The following is a 14,043-nucleotide window of genomic DNA, read 5'->3' on the forward strand; positions in this document are numbered from 1 at the left end:
CTTCGCGATCGGCGGCCTGGCCGCCGGCTGGTACGGGCTCGAGCGCGCCGTTCCCACCCCCACGACCCCGTCGCCGACCAGACGTTCAGCGTCGGTACCGACGCCGCCCGCGTGGCGTTCCGCGGACCGTCGGGGTGGGAGAAGGTGCCGTCCGGCCGCGCCGACGTGGTGCGGTTCACCCACCCGAGCGGCAGTTCACTGTCGGTCCGCCTCACCACCGGCATGACCGACTTCGACACCGCCGCCCCGCGCCGCCTGCGCGAATTCGCGGCGGGCGGCGTCGACGCGCACTTCACCGGCGATGTCCGCGGCGCGCAGTTCACCGGCCGCAGCTGCGCCGCGGCGGGCGGCGGGCGGACGGGAGAGTGTGCGGTGGTCGCGCGCTCGTCCCTGCTGGTCACGGTGCTCACGTTGCGCGGGCCCGACGGTGCCGCCCCCGACCTTCCGGCCCTCGTCACCTCCCTGCGGGAGGCGTGATGCGCGGGCTGCTGACGCAGATCAGCTTCTGGGTGCTGGCGGTGGGCATGGCGATCGGCGTGTTCGTGCTGGGCCGCGACATGGTGCCGCGGTTCGCGAGCACCTGGTCAGGGTTCTTCGCGGCGGTGCCGGTGGTGCTGATCGCCGCGGCGCTGGTCGCGGTGATCATCTGGCTGCTCGACCGCTCCCACGCGCAGGTCCACTCGGCGTGGGGCGCGGCGTTCGCGTGGGGCGCGGTCGGCGCGTGCGGCCGGCCCTGACCATCAACGGCTTCGCCTCCGACGCGGTGAACGACGTGCTCGGCGACCCCGGCGCCACCACATGGGGAGCGGCCCTCGTCGGTCCGGTCAACGAGGAGACGATCAAGGGCGCGGGCGTCGCGCTGCTGCTGGTGCTGTATCGCGACCGGATCCGGCGGCCGATGCAGGCGTTCGCCGTCGGCGCGTTCGCCGGCCTGGGCTTCCAAGTGGTGGAGAACCTCTCGTACGCGGTCACGTTCGCGCTGCGCGACCCGCAGTCCGACGTGGTGGGCGCCCTGATCGTGTCGTTCGCCCGCGCGCTGTTCGGCTTCCAGTCGCACTGGGTGTACTCCGGCTTCTTCGCGCTGGGCCTGATCCTGCTGCGGATGCGGTCGCTGCTGTTCCCGGTGCCGCTGCTGCTGTCGTACCTGCTGCACTTCTGGTGGAACGCGCCCAGCGGCTCCGAGCCCGTGCTGGTTCTGCTGCTGATCGCGCTGAAGTGCGGGATCACCCTGGCGCTGCTGGGCGGGGCATGGACCTGGATGCTGTTCGAGCACCGACGGTGGCTCGCCGCCGCGGTCCGCACTCCGGAAGCGGCGGCGCTGGCCCCGCCGGCGGAGCTCGCGACCCTGCCCACCCGCGCCCTGCGGCGCAACGGCGAGCAGTTCGTGCGCCACTACTACGGCCCCGCCTTCGCGGCCGTGACGCGGCAGCGGCAGAAGTGGCTGCTCCGCGAACTGACCTACCGGGTGGGGTGAGCTTCACCGGAACACCACCGACAGCGGCGAACTCAGCGCGGCGGCGGCCACGGCGTGGGCCTCCGCCTCCGACATCGCCAGCATCGCGGTCCGCGCCTGCTGCCGCCCGGCCTGCGCGGCCGGCGCCACCGCCACCGTCGCCGACCGGGCCAGGACCAGCGGCTCCTCGTCCGGCCCGCCCGCGCGTTTGCGTTGCGCGACCACGTCCACCACGTCACCCGGGCGGAGCAGGTCCATCGTCGCGTTGTCCTGCAGCGCCACCGGGACCAGGCGGGCGCCCGGCCGGATGTAGCCGGCGGTCCGGTCTGTCAGCACGCGGCGGCCGGTGAGGATCTCACCCGCGCCGACCGGCCCCGTCACCGACCGGCCGACCGCATCGTCGGGACTGCGCAGCGCGTCCTGCGGCGCGAGCTCGGCGGGCACCGTGCGCACCGTCAGGTCCGCGGCGGTGAGCCCGCCGCCCGGACCCAGCTCGCGCGCCGCGACCAGTACCTGCGCCTGCGGCCCGCTGGGCCGGCTCGTGACCGCGATGACCAGCGCGAGCACGGCCAGTGCCGCCGCGGCCGCCCGCCGCGCCGTCAGCGTGCGCGCCCAGCCCGGCCGCAACGCGGCCCTGATCCGTTCGGTGCCCGTCGGCTGCAGCGACTCCATGCCCGGAATCTACGACGGTGCGCCGACGGCGGACCGTCGGAAAGGGCTGGAAACGGCCCGCCTGTGGATAGCCCGGAATCTGTGGATAACGGGGCCCGATCAGGCCCTGGTCAGGCCTTCGGATCCTTGTAGTAGACGATCTGGTGCGTGGTGGCCAGCAGGGTGCCGTTCCGGCCCCAGACCTGCGCGTACTGGTCGAAGTGGCCGTGCCCGAAGCGGGCGCCGCGCGCGGTGCCGAGGAGGAAGTCGTCGCCCTGTTCGGCGAGTTCGTCGGCGCTGGCGTGGAAGTAGGTGGTCAGCGAGATCGTGCCCGCGGGGAGGTAGGTGCCGCGGCGCAGGAACACACGGGGGAAGAACGCGTCGGTGATGGAAGCGAGAGCGGGGTAGTCCAGCGGGCGGGCCGGCTTGTCGCGCAACCACAGCGTGCTCACGGACGAGTCCTGCGCGCCCTCGATGTTCAGGCTGCCCTCGACGAACCGGGTCTCATAGTTGGCGGCCCAGGCGATGAACTCGGGGAACGGCTGCTCGGGGTAGTCCTCGGGTGCTCCCACCTGCGGGAACGGCAGCTCCGTGTGGCTCCAGGTATCGCGGCGGTTGCCGAACACCGCGGTACCGGAGGCGACGGCACCGTCGGCCTGCTCGATGAGGAAGGTGAAGTGCTGGTTGGTGCGATTGGTGCGCAGCACCGTGATCGCGATGTCCCACGCGCCTTCGGTGATGGGGGCGGCGTAGTTGATCGTCAGGCTCAGCGGATCGCCCTGTGCGTCCGGGTGCGCCTGCAGGGCGGCCACGACGGTCGCGGCGGTGATTCCGCCGAACGGGCCGACCATGTTGTTGTACGCGGGGTGGGTGTGGGCGCGGAAGGTGCCGTCCACCTGCTCGACGGCCGTGGCCTCATCGAAGACGTGGGTCATGGTTGCAACGTAGCAACGCTACGAACTGGTGGCCTTCTCGACCTTGGCGGCGGTCTCGGACTTGGGCGCCGGCGTCGAGTCGGACTTGGCCGTCGTATCCGCCTTGGAGCTGCGGGAATCGGTGCGGTAGAAGCCGCTGCCCTTGAATACGACGCCCACGGAGTTGAACAGCTTGCGCAGCGGACCGCCGCACTCGGGGCACACGGTGAGGGGCTCGTCGGAGAAGGACTGGACGGCGTCGAAGCTGTTGCCGCACTCCTTGCACGCGTATGAGTAGGTAGGCACCTACTGATTCTAGCCTCTGATTAGCACTCTGGCGATTCGAGTGCCAGAGGTGTGAGCCGATAGGATACGGCCATGACGGTTCCTTCTCGCACGCCGTCGCCTGCCCGCCGGATTGTGGACGCCGCACGTGAGGTGATCGCCGAGAACGGCATCCCGGGTGTCAGCATGGACCAGGTCGCGAAGCAGGCGCACGTCTCCCGCAGCACCCTGTACCGGATCTTCCCCAACCGCGATCAGCTGATCGCGCGGGTCGTGGCCATCGAGATCCGGACATTGCGCCGGAAGCTGGACAAGGCGATCGTGGGCTTCACCCCGCAGCAGACACTGGTCGAGGTGTTCGTGCTCAGCATCGACCAGGCCGCGTCGAACCTGGCGGTGTCCAAGGTGCTGGCCGCCGAGCCGGAGTACTTCCTGCGCATCCCGCGTGGGGTCTGGGACCTGCTGATCCAGGGGATCGTGATCCGCCTGCGGAACTCCGGCGCCGAGCAGGACTACGCCGAGCTGTGCTCCGTCACCGACCTGATGCTGCGCGTCACCGGCTCGCTGCTGTCCAATCCGCCCACCGGCCTGGATGTCAACGACACCGCAGCCCTGCGCGCGTACGGCGAGAAGTACATCTCCCGCCTGCTGGTGTAGGTGGTGCTGCTGGCCGCCCCTGAGGTGTAGGTGAATCCGCGGCTCACGGAGCACAGGAAACCAGATCTGGCTTCCTGTTGTCAGGCGGCCGCGGATTCACCTCGCTGATCTCCCGGACCTTGCCCAGGTGGCGGTCGGTGTGGACGATTTCGGCGATGTCCTTGTACACGGACTTCCAATCCGTCATCACCTCGTCGTAGTCGACGCGCAGCACGTGGTAGTCGCCGATCTCGGCCTTGCGGTCGCGTTTCAGATCGATCTTTCGCTGCGCGCCGCTGTGGTTGCCCTCGCTGTCGCACTCGATGATGAGCTTGTCGCCCACCAGCAGGTCCACCCTGCCGATGCCGGGAATCGTCACCTGGCTCCGCACCGCGATGTGCTTGCACCGGAGGCGGTAGCGGACGATCGATTCGGTCCCGGAACCCGCGAGGGGATCGAGGTACTTCAGTACCCGCGTGATCCGGCGCGGAGCCTTCGCGAAGAGCTCCTGCAGGTGCTTATCGGTGAGCGGGACGTCCATGCGCAGGGTCGAGTCCAGTACGGCTACCAACTGGTCGGGGTCAAGGCAATCGGCCGCGCACAGCAGGGCGTCGTCGAGCTCGTCCACCGCGCTCCGTGGCGTGGCCAGCGTGCGGAACGCTGTGCACTGCTTGTGCGTGCGGTGACGAGTCCGACGGTGCGGTGGCCATCTGAGCACGCCGGCCCCGAGCAATTGCCGTCGTGACACCACGTTGCCATTCCCGCGGCCGAGTTCCACCGCCACGTCGCCCCAGCTTCCGATCTCGATCATGCGGCGATCCTCGCGCCGGCGGCCGCCCCGGAATCGCGGGTGATCCGCGTCCATCCCCAGTTTTGGTACCTAACGTTTCTGTTCACAGGCGCCGCCCCACAACGCTGCGCAGGTGAATCCGAGGCCGGGTGTATCCGGAGCGTGGGTGAATCCGCGGCTCAGTGGGCATGGCGAACCAGATTCGGCTTCCTGTGCTCCTACAGCCGTGGATTCACCCCGCGCCGTCACCCCGGCAGCGCGAACTCCACCAGCCCCGACGGCGTCAGTGCGGCGTGCACGGGCACGTCGGTGGGCTCCGACGGCAGCGAATCGACCAGCTCGTGGTCGTAGACCACCGCGATCAGCCGTTTCCCGCGCGCGAAGCTCAGCGAGCGGTCGTAATACCCCGCCCCGCGGCCCAGTCGCACCCCGTCGCGGGACACCCCCAACGCCGGGAGCAGCACGGTGTCCACGGAGGCGAGCGCATCCGGACCGAGTCGCGGGCCCGCCGGTTCGAGCAACCCGAACGGCCCCGGCGCCAGCTCGCCCGACCAGGCCCAGCGCAGCGGCCCCGGCTCCGGCGGCGTCACCGGCAGCAGCGCCCGGCCGGGAAGCGCGAACGCGGGCTCGGATCCCACCGGCACGTACGCCGCGACGACGCCCAGGTCCAGCTGCGCCAGCACAGTGGTCAGTTCGGCGGCGGCCTCGGCGCGCGCGGCCTCCGACAGTGCGGCGCGGGTGCGGCGGAACCGTTTCCGCCAGGCGTTCTTCGCCTCGGACGCGGGCAGCGGATCCACGTGCACACATTCGACTTCATCCCTATCGGACACGGAGCACCTTCCCGCGGACATCACAGCGACTCGGATCGTTACCTTGACGTGACCTAGCCTATGGTGGGGGAATGACCACCTCGCCGTCCATCCCGAAGACCGCGGTCGTTCCCGCCGCCGGCCTCGGCACGCGCTTCCTGCCCGCCACGAAGACGGTTCCCAAGGAGCTGCTGCCGGTGGTGGACACGCCGGGTATCGAGCTCGTGGCGGAGGAGGCCGCGGCGGCCGGCGCCGAGCGGCTGTGCATCGTCACCAGCCCCGGCAAGGACGGCGTGGTCGCGCACTTCGTCGAGGATCTCGTGCTCGAGGGCACCCTGGAGAAGCGTGGCAAGACCGCGATGCTCGACAAGGTGCGCCGCGCCCCGAACTTGATCCACGCCGAGGCCGTGATCCAGGACAAGCCGCTCGGCCTGGGACATGCCGTGGCCTGCGTCGAAGCAGCCCTGGACGACGACGAGGACGCCATCTGCGTGCTCCTGCCCGACGATCTGGTGCTGCCGATCGGCGTGCTCACCACCATGGCGAAGGTCCGCGAGAAGCGCGGCGGTTCCGTTCTCTGCGCGATCAAGGTCCCCGACGAGCAGGTCAGCGCCTACGGCATCTTCGAGACCGAGGTCGTCCCCGACGCGACCAATCCCGACGTGCTCAAGGTGAACGGCATGGTCGAGAAGCCCAAGCTGGAGGACGCACCGTCGAACTACGCGGCCGCGGGGCGCTACCTGTTGGACCGGGCGATCTTCGACGCGATCCGGCGCATCGACAAGGGCGCGGGCGGCGAGATCCAGCTGACCGACGCCATCGCGCTGCTCATCAGCGAGGGTCATCCGGTGCACGTGGTGGTGCACCGCGGCACCCGACACGATCTCGGAAATCCCGGAGGCTACCTCAAAGCTGCGGTTGACTTGGCGTTGGACCGTGACGACTACGGGCCCGACCTGCGCGAGTGGTTGCAGGATCGCCTGAACCGAGACTGACGCGAGCAGGAGGCGAGCACATGCGCTCCGTGGAGGACCATCTGGCACGGGTCACGGCGGCGGCGGTGGCGCCGCGGCCGGTGCGCGTGGGGATCTCGGAGGCGCAGGGCCTGATGTGCGCGGAGGAAGTGGTCGTCGAGAACGCCCTTCCCGCGTTCGACCAGGCCGCGATCGACGGGTACGCGGTGCGCTCGGTGGACGTGACCGACGCCGGCGCCACCGACGACGAGACCGGCGAGCAGATCGTGGTCTCGCTGCCCGTGGTCGGCGAGGTCCGAGCGGGTAACCGCCAGCCCATCCGGCTGCAGCCCGGCCAGGCCGTCAAGGTCGAGACCGGCGCGCCCCTGCCCACCCTGGCCGACGCCGTCCTGCCCGACAAGTGGACCGACGGTGGCCTGTCGAAAGTCCGTGTCGGACACGCCGTCCGGTCCGGGCAGTACGTCCGGCGCACGGGTGACGACGTGCAGCCGGGGGACGTGGCCGTGCGGCGGGGCACCGTCGTCGGGCCCGCGCAGGTGGGCCTGCTGGCGGCCGTCGGGCGCGACAAGGTGTCGGTGCACCCGCGGCCCCGCGTCGCCGTGATCTCCGTGGGCCGCGAGCTCGTCGACATCGACCGGGACACCGGCGCCGGCCAGGTCTACGACGTGGCCTCCTACGCGCTGGCGGCCGCGGCCCGCGACTGCGGCGCCGAGGTGCACCGCGTGGGCATCGTCAGCACCGACGGGGTCCGCGAGGCGGTCGAGGCCCAGTTGCAGCGCTCCGAGGTCGTGATCGTCACGTCCGCGCTCGGCGGCACGGCGTCCGACGAGATCACCGCCGCCCTGGTCGATCTCGGCGATCTCGCGGTCGAGCGGATCGCGATGCACCCGGCGTCGGTGCAGGGTTTCGGCGCCCTCGGCCCCGACGAGGTGCCCACTTTCCTGCTCCCGTCGAACCCGATGAGCGCGCTGGTCGCGTTCGAGGTCATGGTGCGGCCGCTGATCCGCATCGCGCTGGGCAAGCGGCAGCCGATGCGGCGGCTCGTGACCGCCAAGAGCGCCGCAGCGTTCGAGTCGCCCGGCGGGCGCCGCGAGTACGTGCGCGGCCAGCTCATGCGCGATGAGGACACCGGCGAGTTCATGGTCGCGCCCATCCCGGACAACGGGTCGCACCTGCTGGTGAGCCTGGCCGAGGCGAACTGCCTCATCGTCGTGGACCCGGAGATCACCGAGGTCCGCGCCGGCGACGACGTGATCGTCGCGTTCCTCGCCCAGCGCGGCTGACGTGCTCGGAGCGCCCTGGCAGGTCCGGCTCGGACCCTCACCACCTCCGCCGGGGTGGTGACGCTGCGGCCGATCCGCGCGCGCGACGCCAGGCAGTGGTCGCGCCTGCGGCTGCTGAACCGGGCCGAGCTCGAGCCCTGGGAACCGTCGGGCGACGTGGACTGGAGCCGCCGGCACGCCGTGGCCCAGTGGCATCCGCTGTGCGCGTCGCTGCGTTCGCAGGCGCGGTCCGGTTCGCTCGTCCCGCTCGTCATCGAGGTCGACGGTGCCTACGCCGGCCAGATCACGCTCGGCAACATCTCGCGGGGGCAGTTGCAGAGCGCATGGGTGGGGTACTGGGTCGATCGTTCGGTGACCGGGCGCGGCGTGGCGACGACCGCCGTCGCGCTCGCGGTGGACCACGCCTTCGGCCGGCTCGGGCTGCATCGCGTCGAGGCGACGGTGCGCCCGGAGAACGCCGGATCGCGGGCGGTGCTGGCGCACGCGGGGTTCCGCGAGGAGGGGCTGCTGCGCCGGTACCTGCACGTCGACGGTGCCTGGCGCGACCATCTGCTCGTCGCGATCACGGCCGAGGAGGTGGCCGATTCGATGGTCGCGCGGGTGGTCAGGACGGGTCGCGCGCGGTTCTGAGCGCTGTGACTGAAGTGACGTGATGAGATTTTTGGGGTTTCGCTACGGCGCGTCGGCGGGGTTCGACGCCGCAGGTGAAATAGCCTTCTAGGCGACTTACACGGATGTGATCCGTGTCCTCGATTTCCGGAGGGAGCCGACATGATCCCGCAGACACTGCTCTGGGTGGGGCTGATCGTCGCGTGGCTGGTGGTGCTCGTTCCGATGCTCGCCGCGCGGCATCCCAAGGTGAACCAGGTGTCCGATGCGACTCTGAAGACCCGCCTGCTGCACCGCGGTGGCTCGGCCAAGCTCGCCCTGCGCCGCAAGCTCCGCCCGACGGGGCCGGCCGCCGGCGTCGCCGAGTCGGACGATCTGGACGAGATCAACGAGCTGGACGTCGACGAGCTGCCCGAGGGCGACGAGGTGCTGTTCTCCGGTCGCGAGGTGCGCGCCGATGCGGACGGTGCAGTGGCCGAGGCGGACGACTTCGATGCCGAGGCGCACGCCTTCGTCGATTCCGATGTCGACGAGTTGCCCGTGTCCAGCCCGATGGACGGCGACACCACCCCGATCACGACGGTGCGCCGCGCCGACGTCACCCGGCCCACTCCCGAGCCCGCTCCGGTCATTGCGCGCACGTCCGCGCCGGAGCCTGAGCCCGAGGTCGAGGCGGATGAGCCCGCTCCCGAGGTCGAGTTCGCTGAGGCTGAGGCCGAGCCCGAGGTCGCGGAGGATCTCGGCGCCGTCGACGACGAGATCCCGGCGGATGAGCAGTTGACTGAGGAGGTCGACCCCGTCGTCCGGTCCGAGGTGGAGTACGCGGATTACGACGACGATGTGCCGCGTAGCCGGCGCGGCGGCTTCGACCCCGAGAACGACGCCCGCCTGTCCGAGGCGCGCTTCCGTTTCCGCCAGCGCGTGACGCTGCTGCTGGGTGTGCTCGCCGTGGTCGCGCTGGGCGCGGGCCTGATGGACGTGCCGTTCGCCTGGTACGGGCTGGGGGCCGTGGTGGTCGCGCTGGTCGTGTACCTCACCTACCTCCGCCGGACGGTGCGCATCGAGTCCGAGATCCGTCGCCGGCGGATGGCCCGCCTCGAGCGCGCCCGCCGTGAGCGCGAGCGCGAGGCCGAGGTGCGCGACGGCATCCCCGCCCACATGCGCCGCGGCGGCTGCGTGGTCATGGAGATCGACGACGAGGATCCCGCTTTCGACCACCTGCCGCGCTACCGCGCCGCGGAGTTCGACTTCCTCCGAAACAGCTCTGAAGTGCGAGAATCGCTCGAGCGCAAGGTCGGTTAACAGTTTCCGGGCGGACCTTGCTAAGGTATTCGAGTTCCGCCCGAGGGGCTATAGCGCAGTTGGTAGCGCGCCTCGTTCGCATCGAGGAGGTCAGGGGTTCGATTCCCCTTAGCTCCACAGAAGGAACACCGGAAGGCCCCCTCCCTCGGGAGGGGCCTTCGCGTGGGCCGCCACATCGGGCGCATCGACCCGGCGGCGGCGCGCCTGTTCCTGGCATGTGCGCGTCCGCGCGACACTCGGATTCTGTCCGGCCCGGACCGCGTGTCCGCCGTGGACGGAATCCGAGTGTCTCGCCCGGAACACCGCCGCCCTCGGCAGAAGCACCGCCGACAACGCCACTCACTGCCGATCGCACGGCAGGACCGGTCGGAGGCGGCGAGCCGCGGGCATACGATGCGAGCGTGACCCCGCTCGAACAACTGCAGCACTGGGAGGACTCCGGCGGCACCGGGCGCTGCTGCGCCGGACCGGGGATGCGGTCACCGTCGCCCTGATGCGGTGCGACGGCGGGGAGATCGCGGACCGTCTGGAATCCGACGACTCGGCCCTGCGCGCCTACGTCACCGGCCCGAACGCCTAACTCGCGCCCCTAATCACGCCGTCCCGGCCAGCGCCGCCTCGACGGCCTCGGCCAGGTTCAGCACCGCGGCGGCGATGCCGACGCCCGCCGCGGTGAGCCGGTACTCGGTGTGCGGCGGATTGGTTCCCGCGGAGTACCTGCTGACCAGGCCGTCGTCGACGAGCGTCCGCAGGGTCTGGGTCAGCATCCGATCGCTGATCCCCTCCACCTGCCGCCGGATCTCGCCGAACCTCTGCGGCTCGACGGTGAGCCGGCCCAACACCAGTGCGCCCCATCGCCCGGTGACGTGAGCGAACACGTCGCGGGAGGGGCAGTTCTTGGCGAAGACGTCGAACTCGGGCATGGTTTCTAACCTTACACGTACGGAAGTATTGCGCTTACTTTTCGTGTGTGCTTCTATGGTAACGCACGCTTGAAGCTTCAACAATAGAATGGAGTGGTCCGCATGACCGCACAGCTCGAGCGGGCCGAGGCCTCGCCTCCACGATCGCCCGGGTGATCCTCGGCGTCATCTTCTTCGCCCACGGCTGGCAGAAGTTCGTCACCAACGGCATCGACAACGTCGCCGCCGGCTTCGAGAAGATGGACGTCCCGCTGCCCACCCTGTCGGCCTGGTTCGCCGGCCTCGTCGAACTCGTCGGCGGTGCGGCACTGATCATCGGTCTCGCGGTGCCGCTGGTCGCGGTGCTCGGCATCATCGACATGATCGGCGCGATCATCTTCGTGCACTGGGGCAACGGCTTCTTCGCCGCGGGCGGCGGCTACGAGTTGCCCTTGGCCCTGATCGCCGGATTCATCGCGGTGGGTATCGCCTCGCACGGCCCGCTCGCGGCCGATACCCACCTGTTCAAGGGGCGATCGAAGGTGCGCGCATGAGTGTCGTCGTCTTCGGCGCGTCCGGTTACTCGGGCGGCAACATCGTCTCCGACCTGCTCGCCCGCGACGTCGAGACCGTCGGCGTCGCCCGCGACGCCGCCAAGGTCCCGTCGGGCGCGAAGGCCCTCTCCGGCGACGTCACGGACCCCTCCTTCGTGGCGCAGGCCGTCGACGGTGCCGACGTGATCGTCTCGGCCCTGCCGACCGCGGCACCGTCGGGCGAGGGCGTGGAGCTGCGCACCGGACTGGAGGCCCTCGTGGCCGGGGCACGCGCCGTGGGCGCGCGGCTGGGCGTCGTGGGCGGCGCGGGCAGCCTGCTCGTCGCCGAGGGCGGCCCCAAGCTGGTCGACACCCCGTCGTTTCCCGCCGAGGTCAAGCCGATCGCGCAGGAGCACGACCGTGCTCTCGACTACCTGCGCACCGTCGACGATGTGGACTGGTTCTACCTGAGCCCCGCCGCCGCGTACGGCTCGTTCAACCCGGGCGAGAAGCGCGGGACCTACCGCGTGAGCGGAGATCTGCTGCTCACCGACGCCGACGGGAACTCGGAGATCTCGGGTGTCGACTACGCGCGGGCGTTCGTCGACGAGATCGTCACCCCCGCGCATCACCGCGAGCGGTTCTCGGTCGCGTACTGACCCGCGAGTGACCCGCGCGGAAAGAACACGCGGCCCGCGCCGCGCCGTCGTATCCTGGCCCCGGTCGAGAAATCAGCCGGAGGGTGTGATGGCGCGGCGCGAACCCGTCTACCAGGTGGTCCTGGTGCTGGCGAAGAGCATCATCGGCGCGCAGGGGTTGAAGGTGGAATACCGTGGACTGGAGAACATCCCGTCCACCGGTGGGGTGTTGATCGCGGTCAACCACACCAGCTACGTCGATTTCCTCGAGGCAGGCCTCGCGGTCAAGCGCGCCGGCCGCTGGCCGCTACATGCTCAAGGCCGAGCTCAAGAAGATCAAGATCATGGCCTTCCTGATCAAGCACTGCGGCGCCATCGGCGTCGACCGCGAGCACGGCGCCGAGAGCTACCACGAGGCCGTCGCCGCGCTCGAGTCCGGCGAGGCCGTGATCGTCTACCCCGAGGCCACCATCAGCCGCAGCTTCGAGCTCAAGGAGTTCAAGTCCGGCGCGGCCCGCATGTCCATCGAGGCGGGCGTGCCGATCGTGCCCGTCATCGTCTGGGGCACGCAGCGCATCTGGTCCAAGGGAACCGAGCGGCGCATCGGCCGGCACCGGTTCCCCGTGGTCGTGCAGGTCGGCTCGCCCCTGCAGCCCGACGGTGCCGACCCCCACGCCCTCACGGACCGCCTGCGGTCCGCCATGCAGGACCAGCTCGACCGCGCGCAGGACGGTTTCCCCGCACCCGCGGGCGAGGCGTGGGTCCCCGCCCGGCTCGGCGGCGGCGCGCCCCGCCCGACGAGGCGCACCGGCTCGAGGAAGAGGAGTTCGCCGCGCGCCGGGCCAAGCGCGCGGCCGCGCGGGACATCGAGGGCGACGGGGGCCGCTGACCCGGCTTCTGTGGTGCGTCCCACCTGCGATTGGTAGGTTTGCCAGGATCGTTCGTCAGCGACTGGAGGAGACCATGACGCAGCCGCCGAACTACCCTGGTGGGAACCAGGGCGGCTACCCGGAGAACCCGCAGGATCCGCAACAGGGGGATTCCCGCAGGGCGGCTTCCCGCCGCAGGGGCAGCAGGGCTTCTCGCCCCCGCCCCAGGGCGGCTTCCCGCCGCCCCCGCAGGGTGGGCAGGGCTTCCCTCCGCCTTCGCAGGGTGGGCAGGGCTTCCCGCCGCCCCCGCAGGGTGACGGTGGCTACCCCGGCGGGCAGGGCTTCCCGCCGCCGCAGGGTGGCGACTACGGCCAGGGCGGGTTTCCGCCGCCCCCGCAGGGCGGTTTCCCGCCCCGCCCGGCGGCGGTTTCGGCGCGCCGTTCGGCGGCCAGCAGCCGTTCAACCTCGGTGACGCCTTCTCGTGGGCGTGGAACAAGTTCACCAAGAACGCCGTTCCGCTCATCGTCGCGGTGCTCGTCTACGGCCTCGCCCTGTCGATCATCGGCGGTGCCGCGTACTTCCTGGTGCTCTCGGTCCTGGGAACGTCCTCGTCCGTGGACGGCAGCTTCATGGTGTCCGCGACCGGGTTCAGCGCCATGCTCGGTTTCGCGCTCGTCCAGCTGGTCCTGCAGATCCTGTTCGCCGTCGTGCAGGCGTCGTTCTTCAGCGGCCTGCTCGACATCGCCGACGGCAAGCCGGTGGAGATCGGCTCGTTCTTCAAGCCGCGCAACCTGGGCCAGGTCGTGCTCGCCGGCGTGATCATCGCCGTCGTCTCGTCCGTGCTGTCACTGATCCCCATCCTCGGCGGCATCCTGAGCATCGTGATCGGCTTCCTGGTGATGTTCGCGGTGCCCGTGATCGTCGACCGCGGCCTGCCCGCCGTCGATGGCATCAAGGAGGGCTTCGCGCTGATCCAGAAGGACTTCGGCAACTCGATCCTGGTGTACATCATCGCGGCTCTGATCAGCTTCGTCGGCGCCTGCCTGTGCGGCGTCGGCCTGCTGGTCGCGGCGCCGGTCGCCGCGCTGCTGGTGGTCAACGCGTACCGTCGCATCTCCGGCGGCCAGGTGGCCCCGCTCACCCCGTAGCCCGCACCGCGCTTCCCGCGCACCGCGATCCGAGGCCCGTTCCGCTCACCGGCGGAACGGGCCTCGTCGTCTTCCCGGCCGACGGTGCCCGGGCGTGCGGTGGGGGAGTCGGCGTTGGGGTGGGGAGAGCCGGCGTCTGGTGGGGGAGTCGGCGCCGCGTGGGGGTCGGTCGAGCCCCTGCCGCTGGAACGGTGTGCGGTGGGGGAGCGGACGCCGGAGCCGCTTTTCGGTGCGGCGCGGGTGACGA

At 70.6% G+C, this 14,043-nt stretch carries 17 protein-coding genes, 1 tRNA gene and 1 pseudogene; 13 read left to right on the forward strand and 6 right to left on the reverse strand.

The features are described 5' to 3' along the window. Positions 1-111 precede the first annotated feature (111 nt). From MTP03_RS04295 to MTP03_RS04305, 3 genes are read left to right on the forward strand one after another with little or no spacing between them, the layout of a single operon-like run. Complete coding sequence (locus tag MTP03_RS04295; RefSeq protein ID WP_248490883.1) at positions 112-477, forward strand: hypothetical protein; 366 nt, start codon at positions 112-114, stop codon at positions 475-477. After that, complete coding sequence (locus MTP03_RS04300; protein ID WP_248490884.1) at positions 477-737, forward strand: hypothetical protein; 261 nt, start codon at positions 477-479, stop codon at positions 735-737. The genes MTP03_RS04295 and MTP03_RS04300 overlap by 1 nt, the downstream gene beginning before the upstream one ends. Beyond that, entirely contained in the window at positions 722-1,474 is a 753-nt protein-coding gene (locus MTP03_RS04305) for a PrsW family intramembrane metalloprotease (protein WP_248490885.1), read from the forward strand. Before MTP03_RS04300 ends, MTP03_RS04305 begins: the two co-directional genes overlap by 16 nt. A 3-nt stretch (positions 1,475-1,477) precedes the next feature. Here the strand turns inward: MTP03_RS04305 and cpaB are convergent, their stop codons facing one another. The 3 genes from cpaB to MTP03_RS04320 all read right to left on the reverse strand — a co-directional run bounded on the left by cpaB (position 1,478) and on the right by MTP03_RS04320 (position 3,324). After that, positions 1,478-2,125: a Flp pilus assembly protein CpaB gene (cpaB, locus tag MTP03_RS04310; RefSeq protein WP_248490886.1), complete on the reverse strand. Its 648-nt coding sequence runs from the start codon at positions 2,123-2,125 to the stop codon at positions 1,478-1,480. Positions 2,126-2,235: 110 nt separating this feature from the next. Continuing rightward, positions 2,236-3,039 (reverse strand): acyl-CoA thioesterase II, encoded by an 804-nt coding sequence (locus MTP03_RS04315; RefSeq protein ID WP_248490887.1) that lies wholly within the window; start codon positions 3,037-3,039, stop codon positions 2,236-2,238. An 18-nt stretch (positions 3,040-3,057) separates the two neighbouring features. Continuing rightward, positions 3,058-3,324, reverse strand: coding sequence for an FmdB family zinc ribbon protein (locus MTP03_RS04320; protein ID WP_248490888.1), 267 nt, complete (start codon positions 3,322-3,324; stop codon positions 3,058-3,060). A gap of 72 nt (positions 3,325-3,396) precedes the next feature. Here MTP03_RS04320 and MTP03_RS04325 point away from each other — a divergent pair, with 72 nt between their 5' ends. Then, positions 3,397-3,960 (forward strand): TetR/AcrR family transcriptional regulator, encoded by a 564-nt coding sequence (locus MTP03_RS04325; RefSeq protein ID WP_248490889.1) that lies wholly within the window; start codon positions 3,397-3,399, stop codon positions 3,958-3,960. A 43-nt stretch (positions 3,961-4,003) separates the two neighbouring features. Here the strand turns inward: MTP03_RS04325 and MTP03_RS04330 are convergent, their stop codons facing one another. Both MTP03_RS04330 and MTP03_RS04335 read right to left on the reverse strand, forming a co-directional pair. After that, complete coding sequence (locus MTP03_RS04330) at positions 4,004-4,750, reverse strand: endonuclease domain-containing protein (RefSeq protein WP_248490890.1); 747 nt, start codon at positions 4,748-4,750, stop codon at positions 4,004-4,006. 224 nt (positions 4,751-4,974) lie between these two features. Next, complete coding sequence (locus MTP03_RS04335; RefSeq protein ID WP_248490891.1) at positions 4,975-5,526, reverse strand: 5-formyltetrahydrofolate cyclo-ligase; 552 nt, start codon at positions 5,524-5,526, stop codon at positions 4,975-4,977. A gap of 104 nt (positions 5,527-5,630) precedes the next feature. Between MTP03_RS04335 and MTP03_RS04340 the strand changes: the two genes are divergently transcribed. The 5 genes from MTP03_RS04340 to MTP03_RS04360 all read left to right on the forward strand — a co-directional run bounded on the left by MTP03_RS04340 (position 5,631) and on the right by MTP03_RS04360 (position 9,823). Next, the gene (locus MTP03_RS04340; RefSeq protein ID WP_248490892.1) at positions 5,631-6,533 is read left to right on the forward strand and encodes a UTP--glucose-1-phosphate uridylyltransferase; all 903 of its coding nucleotides are present in this window, start codon (positions 5,631-5,633) and stop codon (positions 6,531-6,533) included. A 20-nt stretch (positions 6,534-6,553) separates the two neighbouring features. Next, on the forward strand, positions 6,554-7,795 hold the full coding sequence (gene glp, locus MTP03_RS04345; protein WP_248490893.1) for a gephyrin-like molybdotransferase Glp: 1,242 nt from the start codon (positions 6,554-6,556) through the stop codon (positions 7,793-7,795). 57 nt (positions 7,796-7,852) lie between these two features. After that, positions 7,853-8,425, forward strand: coding sequence for a GNAT family N-acetyltransferase (locus MTP03_RS04350; RefSeq protein WP_371820883.1), 573 nt, complete (start codon positions 7,853-7,855; stop codon positions 8,423-8,425). 141 nt (positions 8,426-8,566) lie between these two features. Continuing rightward, a complete protein-coding gene (glpR, locus tag MTP03_RS04355; protein ID WP_248490894.1) occupies positions 8,567-9,706 on the forward strand; it encodes a gephyrin-like molybdotransferase receptor GlpR in 1,140 nt (379 codons plus the stop codon). A 44-nt stretch (positions 9,707-9,750) separates the two neighbouring features. Beyond that, positions 9,751-9,823: transfer RNA gene (locus tag MTP03_RS04360), tRNA-Ala, on the forward strand. A gap of 476 nt (positions 9,824-10,299) precedes the next feature. Here MTP03_RS04360 and MTP03_RS04365 read toward each other — a convergent pair. Then, positions 10,300-10,629 carry a helix-turn-helix domain-containing protein gene (locus tag MTP03_RS04365; RefSeq protein WP_248490895.1) on the reverse strand — a complete coding sequence of 110 codons (330 nt, stop codon included), beginning with the start codon at positions 10,627-10,629 and terminating at the stop codon, positions 10,300-10,302. 152 nt (positions 10,630-10,781) lie between these two features. Here MTP03_RS04365 and MTP03_RS04370 point away from each other — a divergent pair, with 152 nt between their 5' ends. The 4 genes and pseudogenes from MTP03_RS04370 to MTP03_RS04385 all read left to right on the forward strand — a co-directional run bounded on the left by MTP03_RS04370 (position 10,782) and on the right by MTP03_RS04385 (position 13,796). Beyond that, positions 10,782-11,162 (forward strand): DoxX family protein, encoded by a 381-nt coding sequence (locus tag MTP03_RS04370; RefSeq protein WP_248490896.1) that lies wholly within the window; start codon positions 10,782-10,784, stop codon positions 11,160-11,162. Beyond that, positions 11,159-11,800: an NAD(P)-dependent oxidoreductase gene (locus MTP03_RS04375; RefSeq protein WP_248490897.1), complete on the forward strand. Its 642-nt coding sequence runs from the start codon at positions 11,159-11,161 to the stop codon at positions 11,798-11,800. Before MTP03_RS04370 ends, MTP03_RS04375 begins: the two co-directional genes overlap by 4 nt. 88 nt (positions 11,801-11,888) lie before the next feature. Continuing rightward, positions 11,889-12,668 (forward strand): annotated as a pseudogene (locus MTP03_RS04380) (lysophospholipid acyltransferase family protein). Positions 12,669-13,178: 510 nt separating this feature from the next. Beyond that, positions 13,179-13,796: a hypothetical protein gene (locus MTP03_RS04385; RefSeq protein ID WP_248490898.1), complete on the forward strand. Its 618-nt coding sequence runs from the start codon at positions 13,179-13,181 to the stop codon at positions 13,794-13,796. Positions 13,797-14,043: the final 247 nt, after the last annotated feature.

Origin of the sequence: Tsukamurella sp. PLM1, assembly GCF_023168325.1 — a bacterium.
In the GTDB taxonomy this organism is placed as follows: Bacteria; Actinomycetota; Actinomycetes; order Mycobacteriales; family Mycobacteriaceae; genus Tsukamurella.

Coding starts and splice junctions, on each gene's coding strand:
- MTP03_RS04330 (WP_248490890.1), bottom strand. CDS start 4,750: ATGATCGAGATCGGAAGCTGGGGCGACGTGGCGGTGGAACTCGGCCGC.
- MTP03_RS04340 (WP_248490892.1), top strand. CDS start 5,631: ATGACCACCTCGCCGTCCATCCCGAAGACCGCGGTCGTTCCCGCCGCC.
- glp (WP_248490893.1), top strand. CDS start 6,554: ATGCGCTCCGTGGAGGACCATCTGGCACGGGTCACGGCGGCGGCGGTG.
- MTP03_RS04325 (WP_248490889.1), top strand. CDS start 3,397: ATGACGGTTCCTTCTCGCACGCCGTCGCCTGCCCGCCGGATTGTGGAC.
- cpaB (WP_248490886.1), bottom strand. CDS start 2,125: ATGGAGTCGCTGCAGCCGACGGGCACCGAACGGATCAGGGCCGCGTTG.
- glpR (WP_248490894.1), top strand. CDS start 8,567: ATGATCCCGCAGACACTGCTCTGGGTGGGGCTGATCGTCGCGTGGCTG.
- MTP03_RS04315 (WP_248490887.1), bottom strand. CDS start 3,039: ATGACCCACGTCTTCGATGAGGCCACGGCCGTCGAGCAGGTGGACGGC.
- MTP03_RS04375 (WP_248490897.1), top strand. CDS start 11,159: ATGAGTGTCGTCGTCTTCGGCGCGTCCGGTTACTCGGGCGGCAACATC.
- MTP03_RS04300 (WP_248490884.1), top strand. CDS start 477: ATGCGCGGGCTGCTGACGCAGATCAGCTTCTGGGTGCTGGCGGTGGGC.
- MTP03_RS04365 (WP_248490895.1), bottom strand. CDS start 10,629: ATGCCCGAGTTCGACGTCTTCGCCAAGAACTGCCCCTCCCGCGACGTG.